Here is a 16,190-nt window from a genome sequence, read left to right as displayed (position 1 = left end):
CGGATCGCCGACCGGCGCCGGGACCACCTGCACAAACTGTCGACTCGACTCGTCCGCGAGAACCAAACGGTCGTGATCGAAGACCTGACGGTGCGGAACATGCTGCGCAACCACCGGCTGGCCCGCGCCATCTCCGACGCGGCATGGTCGCAGTTGCGAGGCATGTTGGAGTACAAGGCCGCCTGGTACGGGCGCACCCTGGTGACGGTGGACCGCTGGTTCCCGTCGTCCAAGCTGTGCTCGAACTGCGGGCAACTGACTGAATCCCTGCCGCTGAACGTTCGATCGTGGCAATGCCCGTGTGGTGTGACCCATGACCGGGACATCAACGCAGCGAGGAACCTTCTGGCCGCCGGGCTGGCGGACAGGTAAAACGCCTGTGGAGCTGGTGTAAGACCTCAACGGAGTCCCTCCGGGCGGGCAGTCGGCGGTGAAGCAGGAAACCCCCACGGGCGACCGGGGGAATCCCGGCCCTTCAGGGCCGGGAGGATGTCAAGAAGAGGTCTCCTTGACGCGCGCGCGCACGGTTGTCGGAGTCGGTGTGGAGCCGGCGGACGAGCCCTATCGACGGCCCACGACGAGGGCATGGCTGAACCCCATGTCCTCGTACCGCTCGACGTGCGAGAAGCCCGCATCGAGGGCCGCTTGCTCCATGTCGGCGGCGGAATAGGCCATGCCTTCGCCGGAGGCCAGGGTGAGGAAGTACGGGGAAACCAGCCCGGCGCTCATCGAGCCGGTGCCCGCGTCGTCGGAGACGAAGTTGTAGATGAGGCAGATGCCGCCCTCCGGCAGCGCCGCCCGGCACTTGCGCAGCAGTTCGGTGTTACGTTCCCGGGACCAGATCTCGAAGATGTGGAACACGAACACCGCGTCGGCGCCGTCGGGCAGCGGGTCGGCGAGGATGTCACCGGCGTGGAAACGTACCCGTCGCCGCAGATCCGGATCCTCGATCCGGTCCGCGGCGAGGCGGGTGACGCTCTCCTGGTCGAAGACGGTGACCGTGAGGTGCCGGTAGCGTCGGGCGAGTTCGATCGCGTTCGTCCCGTCGCCACCACCCACGTCGACCGCGTGCCGCACGGTGCTGAAGTCGTAGCGCTCCAACAGCTGCGCGAACGCCTTGCGCGACGCGTCGCCCATGTTGGCGTAGAACACCTGCTGCAGCTCGGGGTGCGCGGTGAGCCGCTCGTAGAGGGTGGTCCCCGGGCCCGGCAGATGACGGAGCCCCACGTTGGTGCCGCGACGTACCGATTCCGCCAGGTCGGGCAGGGCTTGGTTGATCACCTTCGCCTGGACGTCGACGAGCGCTCCCAGGAAGCGGGGGCTCGACCGCAGCAGCTTCCCGCGTGTCATGGCGGTGTTGACGTACGCGTCACCGCGCTTCTCGACCAGCCGCAGCGCACAGAGTCCCAGCAGCATGACGCGGGCAGGCTGCGCCTGGATACCGATCGTCGCGGCCAGGCGTGCCGAGTCCATTCCTCCGCTGCTCTCCAGGTGCTCGAAGATCTCGAGTTCCAGGCTGGTGCGCACCAACTCGAACGCGGTCGTGCCGTGGATCAGCAGTCGGAGGTAGTCGGCTTCCGTCAACGCCACGTGCCGATCGGTGCCCATGGTGCTCCTTCCTGCCCTGCGCAGGGGTTCGGGGGGACGATCCGATCGTGGTGGCGGCGTGTCGCCTCCGGCACCTCCCTGGGTGCCGCGTCGTCGGTGCGCCGCCCGTGGCGATCAGACGTGGACCCGGATCCGGGGAACGCGGACGCCTCCGCCGCACCGGGGAAGATGCCGCCCCGTGCGATCGGCTGCGACGATCCGAACCGGGCCGGACCGTGCCGCGGCGGAAGGTGGCGCGGTCCGGGCCGTACTTCTGCTCGGAATCGTCGGCGCGACCGCGTACGGCGACGAGGAAGCGGTGAGGGCGGACATGGGTGGCGTGACGCGGCTGGCGATCATCGGGGCCGGTCCCGCCGGTCTCTTCCTGGCACGGCTGATTGGCCGCAGGCTGCCCGGGGTGACCGTCGACGTCTACGAGCGCAACCGGCGCGAGGACGTGGCCGGCTTCGGCGTCGCGTTGTCCGACCGGACCATGCGGGAGCTCGCGACCTGGGATCCCGAGGTCGCCGAGCGCCTCGGGCGCGTCGTGCGGCCGTTGTCCGGCATCGAGCTGCGGCTGCCCGGCGAACGCCTCCGCTACGACGGCTTCCCGATCGCCACGGTCTCCCGCGACACGATGCTGGCGCTTCTGTCGGAGGCGGCACGACGGGTCGGCGCCCGGCTCCACTACGGGCATGATGCCCGCGCCGACCAGTTCGACGCGGACGTGATCGTCCTCGCCAACGGTGCCCGCTCGGCGCAGCGGACGGCCCGTGCCGCGGACTTCGGCACCACCGTGCGCACCGGCGCCGCCCGCTACATCTGGTTGGGCTCGGCCGCTGACATCGGCGACGCCGCCACGATGTTCTTCGTGCCCACCGAGCACGGACCGATGGCCGCGCATGCCTATTCGTGCGGTGACGGGTTGAGCACCGTCGTGGTGGAGCTCGACGAGGTGACCTGGCGTCGGACGGGTCTTGACGTCCGGTGTCGTCCCGGCGGCGTACCGGGCGAAATCAGCGGCGACGGGCTGGCACTGCTCGACGACGTCTTCGCCGACCACCTCGGCGCCCCGCTGGTCAGCAACAGGAGCCGGTGGTCGCGTTTCGACGTCGTGACGAACCAGCGGTGGTCCGACGGCAACCTGGTGCTGGTCGGCGACGCCGCCCACACCGCGCATTTCAGCGTCGCGTCCGGCACCACGATGGCGCTCGCCGATGCGGCTGCGCTTGCCGCCGCGCTGCGCGAGCAGGACACCGTCGCCGCCGCGTTCGCCGCGTACGAGCGGGCGCGACGGGGGCGGGTGACCCGCGTGCAGCGCCTGGCGGGACCCAGCATGCGGTGGTGGGAGACCTACGGGCGGCGCCTGCACCTGCCGCCGGCGCAGTTCGGCATGCACTTCATCACGCGGAGCACGGCGATCAGTTATCTCGGCCTGCGCCGTCGTTGTCCCGCCCGCGTCGACGAGGCGGAGGCGGCGTACCGCCGTGCCGCCGGCGTCGACCCGGACGGCCCTGCTCGCAACGCCGTCGCCGAACCGCTGACACGCGGTGCGCTGCGTCTGCCGCACCGGCTTGTCAGTCTCGGTGGACCGGCGTCCGGCGGCACCACCGGTCCGACACTCGGCGCGGGGGACGGGATCGACCCGCGTCCGCGGCCGGTTGCGGAGCTGCACCCGCTCCCGCCCGGATCAGTTCCGGCGGCCGACGGCTGGACGGTGGGCACCGAGGGGCGGCTGCTGGTCCGGGGCGTGCACGCGTTGAGGATCGTGGCACTGGCACCGCCGGACCCGACGGCGTCCGCGCCGGTCGACGGCGACGGACTGGTCGCCGTCGCCGCGCTCCGCGGGCGCGGCGTCGACGGTGTCCTGTTGTTGCCGGACTTCGGCGTCCCCGGCTGGTGGGACCGGACCGTCGAGTTCGGCGGCCGGATCCGGGCGGAGGCCGGTATGGTGGTCGTCGGCTGCGTGCCGATGGACTGGTCGATCGACCTGTGCCGTGATCCGTCCGTCGACGCGTGGCCGACGCGGATCCACCTGGCGCTGGTGTCGGCCCGTCTGGACCTCGTGGTGCCGTGGCCGTGCTCGGCGACGCGGATGGCTCCGGGCAGCGAGGCGGCGTGACAGCACCTCGTGTTCCTCTGGAACACGTCCGGATCGGCTGTGGGCGAACGGCGGTTCGGACGACGCGGCCGGCCGCCACGCGCCGGTGGGCACGTGACGGCCGGCTGCTGACCTCGTCGGGGCGGACCCCGGCGCGGGCCGGACGATCAGGCGACGCAGTTGGCCAGTTCCGGCGACGGCGGGGTGGCCGTCACGCCGGTGAAGAGGTTGACGCAGGAGGTGAGGAACTGCGGGTTCTCCTCGGGGATGAAGTGCCCCGAGTTGGGGGCGACGACCTCGCGTACGTCGTCGGCGACCTGCCGGAACGAGGCCGCGACCCCAGGCCCGAACGTCGCCGCCGAGCCCATCGCCAGGACCGGCATGGCCAGCCGCCGCGCCGCGTTGGCCCGGTTGTTCTCCGCGTCCCCGGCGTACGCGCGGTAGTAGTTGAAGCCCGCCGTCCGGTCGGCCGGGTCCCGGTAGTACTGGTAGTAGACCTCCCTGTCGATGGCGTCGCGGTTGACGCTGAAGTCGAAGATCATGCCCAGGTAGGTCGACACGTCCTCGTTGTCGAGGATCCGCTCGGGGATCGGCGAGGGCGCCGCGTTGAACAGGAAGTGGAAGCTGAGGGTGTAGGCGTCCTCCAGGCCGAATCCGGACAGCGTCGAGTCGAGCACCGCCAGTCGCGTGACCTCGGTGGGGAACTCACGGGCGTACGGGTACGCGACCAGCACGCCGACGTCGTGCGCGAGGATCGAGACCTGACGGTGTCCGAGGGCGTGCACCGCCTGACGGATGCGCTGCGCGGTGGTCACCTTGTCGTATCCGCCGGCGAAGGAGCTGGAGTCGCCGAGGCCCGGCAGGTCGAACGCGATGACCGTGTGGTTCCGGGCGAGGGCCGGCATGACGTCGTGCCACGCCCACCAGGTCTGCGGCCAGCCGTGCAGGAGCACCAGTGCCGGTCCGGATCCACCCTTGACGTAGTGCAGCTGACCGCCGTCGACCGGCACCATGCCGTGCTGGAAGGACGCGCTGAAACTCGCCTTGCCGATGGTCGGCTCAGCGTAGGTGCCTGCGGCGGAGGAGGACGACGCGCCGACGACGAGCACCGTCGCCGCGACCGCGAGGGACGCGATGCTCCTCCGCCACAGCGACCTCGTCCGGGCGGGGGAGCCAGCGTCGTGCTGCTTTCGCCCACGGCGAAGTGCGGACAATGTCATTGTGCCCCTTTCGGTGTTTGCCGAGCGTCGGGCGCGCCCGAGCCACGACGAGACGCGCTTTCCGGCGCAGGACCGCAGGCTAACGATATGCATAGATGTAGGTCTTAGCCTGACAAGATCCGTCGTTGGCGACGATCTTATGTTTGGCGAAGATAGTCGTCAATTGTCCGTGTGGACTGCCGCCTCTGGCTCACCGGGTCCATGTCGCGATCGCACGGACGAAAAAGCGCCCCGACCGATGACTGGCGGCCGGCGGGCACGTCGGTGGCGCGGCCGCTCCGCGCGTCCGTCCGCGACAGGCCGGCAGCCGACGGGGGATCGGTCCACTCAGGCGGCTGCCCCCGGTGTGGCCGGACCCGCCATCCGCAACACGGTGTCGCGTCTCGGCTGCGTCGGACGTGGCGGAGCCGGGGGTGGTGTCGACACCAACTCCACGACGTACACGACGTCGTTGGTGCCGATGCCGCCAGCTCCGAACCGCTCCAGCCACGAGTCCGCCGTCGCGGGATCGGTCACCTCGGCAAGTGTCTGGACGTGGCCGGTCTCGATGTCGTACAGCCTGATGGCCAGCATCGCGTGCTCCCTTCTCGCGGCGACGGGGCGTGCCCTGGACCGGGCGGCGTGGGGCGGGCCGGCCCGGACCCGAGCCCGGCTAGCCGGCGGCTTCTGCCTGCCGGATCACCACGTCGGTGAAGGTCCGCAGATCCGGGTCGTCGAAGAGGACGGCGGCGTCGACCTCGATGCCGAGCTCCTCCTCGATCCGGCCGACGATGCGCACAGCGGAGATCGACTGCCCCTGCAGTTCGAGAAAGGTGGCGCCCGGGGACGCCTCGCGGGCGTTGAGGACGTCACGCCAGATGGCGCTGATGCGCCCCTCCAGCTCAGCGGGGTCCCGGGGGTTCGGAGCAGTTCCGGGGACGTCGTTCATTCGTCACCTCTTCCAGGTTGCGCGCTCGGCTCTGCGGTCATCCTGGGCGGTGTCGACAGTGGCGCGCATCTCTGCGGATGCGCATTCCGGGAGATCGGCTCCCGACGTACGGCCGGCCGTTCGCCGGTCCCACTTCCACGGCGCATTTCATGAGATGCCGGCCCCGCGGTACCCGCCGAGACTTGCTGCGTGACAACCGACGCTCCAACCACCCCGTCGCGACTGGCCGCGGCCGCCGCCGACGTGCAGGACGGCATCTGGTACGTCACGCGGCTGCACGCGGACGCCCCCGCCTCGACGGTCCGCCGCGCGTACTGGGTCACCGGCGACATCGACGTCGAGGCCCTGTGCTCGGCCTGGCGGGCGGTGCTCGACCGGCACGAGGCGCTGCGGACGACGGTGGCGACGGTGGACGGCAGGCCCGTCCGGCGTGTCAACCCCGTGCACCGGGACGCCGTCGAGGTGCGGGACGTGCGCGACGGGGCACCGGCTGTGCTGCCGGGCGACCTCGGTGTCGGGCCGTCCGCCCGGATGACCGTCCTCCGAGTCACCCCGCGGCACCACCGCATCGTGCTCGCCGCCCACCAGGCGGTAGCGGACGACGTGTCGATGTCGCTGGTCGCCGGAGAACTGTCGACCGGGTACGCCGACGCCGTCCGCGCTCCCCGCCCGGCGTCCGCACCGACCCGGCACCACCGCGAGCGCCCCCCGCACCGGACGGAAGCAACCATCTGCCGCGAGGCTGCCGACCGGTGGCTCGCCGAGCTGGACCCACCTCCGCCGGCCGCGTCCCTTCCGGTCTACCGGCCCGCCAGCGGAACACCGACGGTGGCCGACGAGGTGACCTTCGACTGGGAGCGGGACCTCTACACCTCGGTCCGGGCCCTGGCCCGGGCGGAGGGCACCGCGCCCCTGACGATCGTGTTGGCCGCGCTCCAGGTTGCCCTTGGGCGGTACGGCGGCGACGACACGCTGACGGTGGCGATGCCCGTCTGCCTACGCGGGCCGGGCGAGGAGGGCACGGTCGGTCCACTGTCGACCCTCGTTCCCGTCGTCGGCAGGCTGACCGCCACCACCACGTTCAGGGAGCACCTGCGCCGTACGGCGCGGCGGCGGCGAAGCGCCGAGACGCACGGACGGCTGCCCTTCCCGCGCCTGGTCCGTGGCGTCAATCCGCCCCGCCCGGTCGACGGGATCCCGCTCTGCGACGCGGTGCTCGCCGAGGGCCGGCACCAGGGCACGTCGCTGCGGCTGGCCGGCGCCGCCGTCCACGAGCTGAGGACCCCCGCCCACACGCTCCTCGCCGATCTGATGCTCACCGTCTCGCCGGCTGGTCCGTCCCTCGCCGGAACGCTCGCCTACCGCGCCGACCGGATGGGGCGCTCGACCGCGGAGGGGTTGCTCGCGCACCTGCGCACCCTGCTCACGGCGGCCGTCCGCAACCCCGACGTGGCCATCGCCGATCTCCCGCTGGAGACGTCCCGGCAACTCGCGACGGCGGTACGCGACCTGGATGCCACGGCCGATCCGTCGACGCCGGCGCGGCCGGTGCCGGATCTGATCCGCGAATGCGCCGAGCGGTTCCCGGAGGCGGTCGCCGTGCGGTGCGAGGAGGAGGGCCTGACCTACGCCGAACTCGTCACCCGGGCGACGGACCTGGCGGCCTGGCTGCGGGCCCGGGTCCCGGTCACGGACCGCGCCGTCGCCGTCCGGCTGAACATGGGACCGGCGTTGGTGACGGCCTCCCTGGCCGTGTTGCAGGCCGGCGGGCACGTGGTGTGGATGAGCCCGGACGACACCGGGGAACGGGCCGCGATGGTCCTGACCGACCTGAGGCCGGCCGTCGTGCTGCTCGGCGGAGACCCGGCCGACGACCCGCTGGCCGACTGGTACCGGGCTGAGCGGGGCGGACAGGTCCTCGCGCTGCCGACGGAACCGACCGCGGGGGCGGTGGCGACACCGTGCGACATCGACCTGGCATCGGCGGCGTACGCCGCGTTCACCTCAGGCTCGACCGGGCGACCGAAGGGGGTCGTCCAGACCCACGCGGCGCTCGCCCAGTTCGCCGCCTGGCTCGCGCACATCGGCGGACTCGGACCCGGTGCACGGGTGGCGCAATGGGCCGCCGTCGAGCACGACCCGAGCCTCTGCGAGGTGTTCGCGGCTCTGATCTCCGGTGCGACGCTGGTGCCCGTACCGGGCCGTGTCCGGGCCCACCCCGAGCGGTTCGTGCGCTGGCTCGACCGGGAGGGCGTCACGCTGTTGCAGACCGTGCCGAGCTTCGCCCGCGAGCTGGCGGTCGCGATGGAGCGGGACGGCGCCGTGCCGAATCGCCTGACCCACCTGATCCTGATGGGGGAGGCGCTCGCGGCCAGCCTGGCGAACCAGCTGCGCCGGCTGCTCCCGCACACCCGGCTGTGGAACGTCTACGGGCCGACCGAGACGGTGGCGGCCAGCGCGTACCGGATCGATGCCCTGGTCCGCGGCGAGCGGGTGCCGATCGGCCGGCCGATTCCCGGCCGGCAGGTGCTCGTCGTCGACGAGCGGGACCGTCCCTGCCCCACGGGGGTGACCGGGGAGATCGTCGTTCGTAGTCCGTACGCCGTGCCGGGTTACCTGCCCGGCGCGGACGGGAAGGGGCGAGGCGACGGCGCCTTCCGGCCCCTGCGCGGCGCCGATGCGGCCGCCTCTCCGACGGCGGGTTGTTACCGGACCGGCGATCTCGGACGACGCCGCTTCGACGGCACGCTGGAACATGTCGGCCGGCTGGACCACCAGGTCAAGCTAGCCGGACACCGGCTCGAACTCGCGGCGGTGGAGGCCGTTCTCGCCGAACATCCGCTCGTGGCCGACTGCGCCGTGGCCGCCGTGGCCGACCCGGACGGACTGGTGAGCCGGCTGGTCGTCTTCGTGGTGGCCCGTCACCGCGGCGACTGGCAGACGCTGGTGACGTCGCTGCGGACGCACCTGCGTCGTCGGTACGGTCCCGTGATCCACCGCGCCTCCTTCGTCGCCATCGACGGGGTGCCACGCAACGTCGGCGGCAAGGTCGACCGGACCAGGCTCCCGGACCCTGTGCTGGCCGCCGGGTCCGCCGCCGGGCGGGATCCGACCGCGACCGAGCAGGAGATCGGGCGGCTCTGGGCGGAACTGCTGCCGGCCGGGCCGGCGGACGTGCACCTCAGCTTCTTCGCCGCGGGCGGCCACTCGCTGCTGTTGGCTCGGCTCGCCCACCGGCTCACCGAGCGCTTCGGTGTGGACGTGTCCGTGGCGGAGCTGATGACGGCCCCGACGGTGGCTGGCATGGCGGCGCTGGTGCAGGCGGCGGCCGCCGGGTGCGGCGACTCGACAGCCGGTGGAGCGTTCGCTGCTGCCGGGCCAACCACGACGATGGGATGAAAGAGCATGGCTCAGTTCGACAGCGCTGCCAGACCGGTGGTTCTCGACGGCGCCGGACTCACGATCGACGGCGTGCGACAGGTGGCCGAACAGGGCGCACCCTGCGTGGTGCCGGCGGAGTCGCTGGCCCGCGCGGCCGGCAGCCGGCAGCGGTTCGAGGACATCGTGCGGCAGGGCATCCCGGTCTACGGCGTGACGACCGGGTACGGCGAGATGATCTACATGCTGGTGGACCAGTCCAAGGAGGTTGAGCTCCAGACCAACCTGGTCCGCAGTCACAGCGCCGGCGTCGGCCCGCACTTCTCGGAGGTAGAGGCCCGGGCGATCGTCGCCACCCGACTCAACGCCCTGGCCAAGGGCTATTCCGCCGTGCGTCCCGAGCTGATCACCCGCCTGGAGCTGTACCTGAACCTCGGCATCACTCCGGCCATCCCCGAGATGGGCTCGCTGGGCGCCAGCGGGGATCTGGCCCCTCTGTCGCACATCGCGAGCACGGTGCTGGGCGAGGGTTACGTGCTGCGCGACGGCCGGCCGGTGCCGGCCGGGGAGGTGCTCCGCGAGCACGACATCACGCCGATGGAGCTGCGGTTCAAGGAAGGCCTCGCGCTCATCAACGGCACCTCCGCGATGACCGGGCTCGGTGCCCTGGTGATCGGTCGGGCGACCGAACAGGTCCGCCAGGCCGAGATCGTCGCCGCGTTGGTCATCGAGACCCTGCAGGGATCCACCGGCCCGTTCCTCGCGGAGGGTCACGACCTTGCCAGGCCGCACCCCGGCCAGATCGACTCCGCCGCCAACATGCGTGCGTTGATGAGCGACAGCGGGCTGACCGTCTCGCATGCCAGCCTGCGGCAGCAGCTCGCCGACGAGTGGCAGCCGGACAAGGCGGTGCAGCGGACGAACATCTACATGCAGAAGGCGTACTCCCTGCGGGCGGTGCCGCAGGTGCTGGGCGCGGTGCGGGACACCCTCACCCACGCCCGGTCGACGGTCGAGGTCGAGCTGAACTCCGCCAACGACAACCCGCTCTTCTTCGGCAGCGGCGAGGTCTTCCACGGCGCGAACTTCCACGGCCAGCCGGTCGCCTTCGCGATGGACTACGTCACCATCGCCCTGACGCAGCTCGGCGTGCTGTCCGAGCGCCGCACCAACCGCCTGCTGAACCGCCACCTGAGTTACGGTCTCCCGGAATTCCTCGTCATGGGCGACCCGGGCCTCAACAGCGGCTTCGCCGGCGCCCAGTACCCGGCCACCGCACTTGTCGCGGAAAACCGCACGATCGGCCCGGCCAGCATCCACAGCATCCCCTCCAACGGCGACAACCAGGACATCGTCAGCATGGGCCTGATCGCCGCCCGCAACGCGCGCCGGGTCCTGACGAACAACGACACGATCCTGGCCGTGGAACTGCTCGCCGCCGCGCAGGCGGTCGACGTCTCCGGGCGGTACGCGCAGCTGAGCCGGGCCGGGCGGGCCGCCTACGAGCTCACCCGATCCATCGCACCCACTCTGCACCGCGACCGCCACATGGCCGACGACATCGCGGCGGTGGCGGCGGCGCTGAGCCGCGCGGACCTCCTCGACGCCGTCCTGCGCGCCGACGTGGTCCTGCGCTGACCGACGAACCCCTGTCCGTGACTCCTGGAGGACATGACGTGAACAACGACGGTTTCGACTACGACCTGATCGTCGTCGGTGGCGGGCCGGCCGGCTCCACGGCTGCCACGCTGGTGGCGATGCAGGGGCACCGGGTCCTGCTGCTGGAGAAGGAGACGTTCCCCCGGTACCAGATCGGGGAGTCGCTGCTGCCCGCCACGATCCATGGCATCTGCCGACTGACCGGCGTCACCGACGAACTCGCCCGCGCCGGGTTCCCGGTCAAGCGCGGCGGGACGTTCCGCTGGGGACGCAACCCCGAGCCGTGGACGTTCGCGTTCGCGATCTCGCCCAAGTTCGCCAGCGAGGGTGCCACGGCCTACCAGGTCGAGCGCATGAAGTTCGATCAGATCCTGCTCGACAACGCCCGCCGCAAGGGGGTCACCGTCCGTGAGCGGTGCGCCGTGGTGGACGTCCTGGAGGACGGGGATCGGGTCTGCGGCGTCCGCTTCGACGACGAGGACGGCACCCGACGGGAGGTCCGCAGCCGCTACGTGGTGGACGCCTCCGGCCACCGCAGCCGCATTCACCAGCGGATCGGCGGTGACCGGCACTACCCGGAGTTCTTCCGCAACCTCGCGCTCTTCGGGTACTTCGAGGGCGGCAAGCGGCTTCCGGAGCCGAACAGCGGCAATATCCTCGCCGTCGCCTTCCCCAGCGGCTGGTTCTGGTACATCCCGCTGAGCGACACCCTCACCAGCGTCGGCGCCGTGCTGCGACCGCAGGCCCTGGACCGGATCCGGGGCGGCGACCGGGAGGCGGTGCTGCGCCAGTTGATCGCCGAGTGCCCGATGATCGCCGACTACCTCGCCGACGCGACCCGGGTCGAGAGCGGCCCGTACGGCGAGGTCCGCGTCCGCAAGGACTACTCCTACATCAACGACACCTTCTCGCGGCCCGGGATGCTCCTGGTCGGCGACGCGGCCTGCTTCATCGACCCGGTCTTCTCCTCCGGGGTGCACCTGGCGACCTTCAGCGCGTTGCTCGCCGCCCGCTCCATCAACAGCTGCCTGGCCGGGGAGCTGGACGAGGAGAGCGTCTTCGAGGAGTTCGAGGCGCGCTACCGTCGCGAGTACAGCCTCTTCCACGACTTCCTGGTCGCCTTCTACGACATGCACCAGGACGAGGAATCGTACTTCTGGACGGCGAAGCAGATCACCGACGACAACGTTGCCGGCGCCGTCGAGGCATTCGTGCAGCTGGTCGGAGGCGCCGGGTCGCAGGAGCGGGCGTTGGTCGACGCCGAGTCGTACATCCAGCGCCGGGAACCGGCGTTCCGGCAGCTCGCCGAGGTCGTCCAGGGGCCGGTCTCCGAGGCGGGCGAGGACCGTAACCTGCTCGGCGCGTCGATGCTCAGGGAGGTCCTCAAGGAAGGGGTTCGCGTGCAGACCCAGGCAGCCATGGGCGGCAACGTCGACGATCTGCACCCGCTCCGGCCGGGCGGCCTGATCCCGTCCGCCGACGGCATGCGGTGGCGCCGGCCGGCCGGCGACGAGGCGGCGGCCGGGGGCTCGGCCCATGCCGGCGGATGACCGCCGTCCGGCAGCGTCCCTGTGGACACTGCCGGACGGCGTCGCGCCCGCCGCGCCGGAACACGTTCCGGAGCCGGCATCCGGACCGGACGAGCCGTTCGCGCTCTCCCGGCAGCAGGAGTTCCTCCGCATGGTCGACGGAGGCGACGACGCCGGCCCGTTCGGGCCCCGGTACACCATCGTCGGTGGCTGGCGGATCACCGGACCGCTCGACGTCGCGACACTCCGGGCAGCGCTCGCGGACGTGGTCGAGCGGCACGAGTCCCTCCGCACGTCGATCCTCCGGGAGCCGGGCAACGTCCACCAGCGCGTGCGGCCCGCCCGGACACCCCGCCTCGAGGTCGAGGTCCTCCCCACCGAGCCGGCGGCCCGCGACGAACGGGCGGAGCTTCTGCTCAACGACGTGGAGTCCCGCCCGGTACGGATGGACCAGTGCCCCACGCTGCACGCCCGGCTCGGTCGCTTCGACGACCGTGACGCGGTTCTCGTGCTCGCCGCCCACCACACGGGCGTCGACGGCTGGTCGATCCAGGTGGTGCTGCGGGACCTTGCGCTCTGCTACGCCGCGCGTCGCGCCGGACGGCGACCGGACCTTCCCCCGGTGCGTCAGTACCGCGAGTACGTGCAGTGGCAGCGGCGCGTCGCCGCCTCGCCGGCGTTCGCCGCCGCCCGCCGGTACTGGGGGCAGCGGCTGCGCGGGGCGGCGGTGACGCCGGTCCGGATGGACCGACCCCGTGGGGCCCAGCGCCCGGACGTCACGTCGTGGTACCGATTCCTCTACGAGGACGATCTGCGCCGCCGGGTGCAGGCGTACGCCACCGCCCGGCGCTGCACCCCGTTCATGGTCATGGCCGCGGCCTACGTGCGGTACCTCGCCGACACCACCGGCCGCGCCGACGTGGTCATGCCGACCTTCACTCCCGGCCGGCGGCCGGCCTGGACGCTCGACATGGTCGGTTCCTTCTTCAACCTGTTGCCGCTGCGGGTACGGACCGACGGCTGCGTCGGCTTCGACGACCTGCTCGACCGGGTTCGGACGGCCTGCCTCGAGGCGTACCGCAACGAGATCCCCTTCGTGGACCTGCTGGGCGTGGCGCCGGAGCTGATGGGCGCCGCCGCCGGTGAGGAGCACGCGGCTTGCGTGTTCCAGCTGGTGCAGTCACCGTTCATGGCCGTCGGCGAGCGTGTCGGCGACCTCACCTACCAGGCGATGCGGCGCCGGTTGCGCTCGCAGCCGGTGGGCTCACAGATCCCGGACGGGGCGCTGTGGGCGGTGGAGTTCGACGTCGGAGGCGGCATCGTGGGCAGTGTCGGGTACTGCCGCGGCCAGTTCCGGGCGGAGACGGTGGCCGAGCTGGTGGCGGGCTACCGGGACACCCTCGCCCGTGCGCTGCGGACCTAGGCCGGCAGCGGGCAAACCGGAAGATGCCCGCGCAGCCGGGCCGACACGGCGATCAGTACCGGTGCGACGCGACGTCCTGGCGTCGTCGTACCGGGACGAGAAACCGGAGGTGATGATGCCTGTCGAGGCAGCACGATCCACGTTCTACGACCTTGTCCATGTCGACAGCAGCCGGGACCACGCGGTGGAGGCACAGGCTCTGCTGCGTATCGTCCGGGCCCGTCACCCGGAGTCCTCGTCGGTGCTCGACGTGGCGTGCGGCGCCGGTGAGCACCTGCGACACCTGATTCCGCACGTCGCCGTCGCCGAGGGCGTCGCCGTCGACGCTCCGATGGCGGCCGCGGCCCGCCAGGCGCTGCCGGGCACCACGATCCACGAGGCGGAGCTGCCGCACCTCGACGTGGGCCGCACGTTCGACGTCGTCACATGCCTGCACGACGCCCTGGCGCGGTTCCCGTTGTCGGGCTACCGGGCCGTCCTGCGGGCACTGGCCCGGCACCTGGCGCCTGGCGGGCTGATGATCCTCGCTCCGATCTGGATGCCGGACCAGGCGACCCGGAGGACCGCCCGCGAGGCGCTGACGCGCGCCGAGGACGGCCGTACGGTCGCACACATGGCGCGGGGGATACCCCGCGACGGCGCCCATCGCATCGAGCGGCACTTCCTCGTCGCCGACGGGGACAGCGTCCGGCACGTCGAGGACACCCGGGTGCTGCGGGCGTTCGGCCGCCGTGAGCACCTCAGTGCGCTCGCCGCGGCCGGCTGCGGCGGCGATTTCCTCTCCGTCGGCCTGGCCGGGCGGAGGCTCCTCATCGGTGTGCGGCGCTGAGCGGCGGGATCGTCCCCGCACCCGGCAACGCCCCCAGACCCTGATCCGAACGCCCGCGAGGGAGAGACATGCGCGTCCTGTTCGCCATCGACCCGTCGATCGCCCACCTGTACCCCATGGTGCCCACTGCGTGGGCACTGCAGAACGCCGGCCACGAGGTGCGCCTCGCGTCCTTCGGCGGCTTCGCCGACCGCATCGCCGCCACCGGCCTGACCCCGGTGCCGCTCGGTGACGCGTCCTGGGCCGCCCGAATCTCGGACGATCCGCTGGAGCCGCACGGCCCGGAGGAGGCCCAGCGGTACGCGGAGGCTCTCGGCCTCAACCCGGAGGAGCGCGAGTACTGGTACCTCTTCTACCAGTATCTCCTGACCCCGACCGGGGACTACCTGCGCCCCGACCGGCCCGAGCCCCACGCCCTCATCGAGTTCGCCCGGGCGTGGCGTCCCGACCTGATCATCTGGGACCTGACCCAGGCCGCCGGCGCGGTCGCGGCCCGGGTGTGCGGCGCGGCCCACGCCCGGCTCGTGTTCGCGTACGACCCGTCGGGCTGGAGCCTCGACCGCCTGGCCGCCGGCCGGGACGCCCTCGTCGCCGCGGGCCTCGACGAGAATCCGCTCGCCACCCTGGTTCGCCCGCTCGCGGAGAACTACGGCGTGGAGCTCGACGAGGAGTTGCTGGTCGGGCAGTGGACGATCGACACGGCGCCGCCCGGGCTCGGCCTGCCGACCCGCACCCGGAAGGTTCCGCTGCGGTACGTGCCCTACAACGGCGCGGAGCCGGTGCCGGACTGGTTGCGGGAGCCGCCGCGGCGACCGCGGATCTGTCTCACCCTCGGGGAGTCCTACCGGCGCTTCATCCGCGGCGACTGGAACCGGACGCCGATGCTGCTCGACGCCCTCGCCGACCTGGACGTCGAGGTCGTCGCCACGCTCAACGACGTCCAGCTCGACGGGTACACCCCGCCGGCGAACGTGCGGACGGTCGAGTACCTGCCGCTCAACCAGCTCCTGCCGACCTGCTCGGCCGTCATCCACCACGGCGGCCTCGGCACCTTCCAGGCCGCCGTGGCCAGCAAGGTGCCGCAGCTCGTCTGCGACACCCTGGAGTCCATCATGCTGCGGGTGGAGGAGGACGCGCCGGAGGCGGAGCCGGACGACGTCGGGGTCTACCGTTCCGGCGTGGAGTACGGCGTCCGGGAGGCGGAGGCGCGCGAGGAGCCCACGGTCCGTTGGGTGATGCCGGCGAAGAAGCTCGAAGCCACCCCGGTGGCGAACTATGTGGTCTCCCGGGGTGCCGGCGTGCGGCTGGACCACCAGACCCAGTCGGTGGCGGAGCTGCGGGAGGCGATCCTGGCCGTGCTCACCGAGCCGTCCTACCGGCAGGGCGCCGAGGCGATCTATGATGTCTGGCGCGCCATGCCGAGCCCCAACGATGTCGTGCCGGTCCTGAAGAGCCTCGCGTTGGACGCCCGAAATCGCCGATGACAGCTGACCGGGCAGTCGTCTCAGCCCGCCCGGACCCGAGGCCCGCCCTCGC

The 16,190-nt window shown here is 71.9% G+C and carries 12 protein-coding genes; 8 read left to right on the top strand and 4 right to left on the bottom strand.

What is annotated here, in order from left to right; translation table 11 throughout:
* On the top strand, nt 1-372 hold a 372-nt coding region (locus ACZ6O2_RS25250; RefSeq protein WP_466024534.1), incomplete at its 5' end, for an RNA-guided endonuclease TnpB family protein.
* 189 nt (nt 373-561) lie between these two features.
* On the opposite strand, the gene ACZ6O2_RS25245 is transcribed toward ACZ6O2_RS25250, so the two are convergent.
* A complete protein-coding gene (locus ACZ6O2_RS25245; RefSeq protein WP_466024533.1) occupies nt 562-1,608 on the bottom strand; it encodes a methyltransferase in 1,047 nt (348 codons plus the stop codon).
* A gap of 58 nt (nt 1,609-1,666) precedes the next feature.
* Here ACZ6O2_RS25245 and ACZ6O2_RS25240 point away from each other — a divergent pair, with 58 nt between their 5' ends.
* Entirely contained in the window at nt 1,667-3,709 is a 2,043-nt protein-coding gene (locus ACZ6O2_RS25240; RefSeq protein WP_466024532.1) for an FAD-dependent monooxygenase, read from the top strand.
* A 146-nt stretch (nt 3,710-3,855) separates the two neighbouring features.
* Here ACZ6O2_RS25240 and ACZ6O2_RS25235 read toward each other — a convergent pair whose 3' ends face one another.
* The 3 genes from ACZ6O2_RS25235 to ACZ6O2_RS25225 form a co-directional block, all read right to left on the bottom strand.
* Complete coding sequence (locus ACZ6O2_RS25235) at nt 3,856-4,908, bottom strand: alpha/beta fold hydrolase (RefSeq protein WP_466024531.1); 1,053 nt, start codon at nt 4,906-4,908, stop codon at nt 3,856-3,858.
* Between the two features lie 327 nt (nt 4,909-5,235).
* Nucleotides 5,236-5,481 (bottom strand): hypothetical protein, encoded by a 246-nt coding sequence (locus ACZ6O2_RS25230; protein WP_350710503.1) that lies wholly within the window; start codon nt 5,479-5,481, stop codon nt 5,236-5,238.
* Between the two features lie 79 nt (nt 5,482-5,560).
* Complete coding sequence (locus ACZ6O2_RS25225) at nt 5,561-5,836, bottom strand: phosphopantetheine-binding protein (protein WP_350710502.1); 276 nt, start codon at nt 5,834-5,836, stop codon at nt 5,561-5,563.
* Between the two features lie 189 nt (nt 5,837-6,025).
* Between ACZ6O2_RS25225 and ACZ6O2_RS25220 the strand changes: the two genes are divergently transcribed.
* The 6 genes from ACZ6O2_RS25220 to ACZ6O2_RS25195 all read left to right on the top strand — a co-directional run bounded on the left by ACZ6O2_RS25220 (nt 6,026) and on the right by ACZ6O2_RS25195 (nt 16,138).
* On the top strand, nt 6,026-9,235 hold the full coding sequence (locus tag ACZ6O2_RS25220; protein ID WP_466024530.1) for a non-ribosomal peptide synthetase: 3,210 nt from the start codon (nt 6,026-6,028) through the stop codon (nt 9,233-9,235).
* Nucleotides 9,236-9,241: 6 nt separating this feature from the next.
* Entirely contained in the window at nt 9,242-10,852 is a 1,611-nt protein-coding gene (cmdF, locus tag ACZ6O2_RS25215) for a tyrosine 2,3-aminomutase (RefSeq protein WP_466024529.1), read from the top strand.
* Between the two features lie 38 nt (nt 10,853-10,890).
* A complete protein-coding gene (locus ACZ6O2_RS25210; protein WP_466024528.1) occupies nt 10,891-12,423 on the top strand; it encodes a tryptophan 7-halogenase in 1,533 nt (510 codons plus the stop codon).
* Nucleotides 12,410-13,825, top strand: coding sequence for a condensation domain-containing protein (locus tag ACZ6O2_RS25205; protein ID WP_466024527.1), 1,416 nt, complete (start codon nt 12,410-12,412; stop codon nt 13,823-13,825). Before ACZ6O2_RS25210 ends, ACZ6O2_RS25205 begins: the two co-directional genes overlap by 14 nt.
* 61 nt (nt 13,826-13,886) lie before the next feature.
* Nucleotides 13,887-14,654, top strand: coding sequence for a class I SAM-dependent methyltransferase (locus ACZ6O2_RS25200; RefSeq protein ID WP_466024526.1), 768 nt, complete (start codon nt 13,887-13,889; stop codon nt 14,652-14,654).
* A 68-nt stretch (nt 14,655-14,722) separates the two neighbouring features.
* Nucleotides 14,723-16,138, top strand: coding sequence for a nucleotide disphospho-sugar-binding domain-containing protein (locus ACZ6O2_RS25195; RefSeq protein ID WP_466024525.1), 1,416 nt, complete (start codon nt 14,723-14,725; stop codon nt 16,136-16,138).
* Nucleotides 16,139-16,190 lie beyond the last annotated feature (52 nt).

Source organism: Micromonospora sp. NPDC048040, from assembly GCF_055587185.1.
Note: the sequence above shows the minus strand (reverse complement) of the source record. Positions and strands in the feature narration are given on the sequence as shown.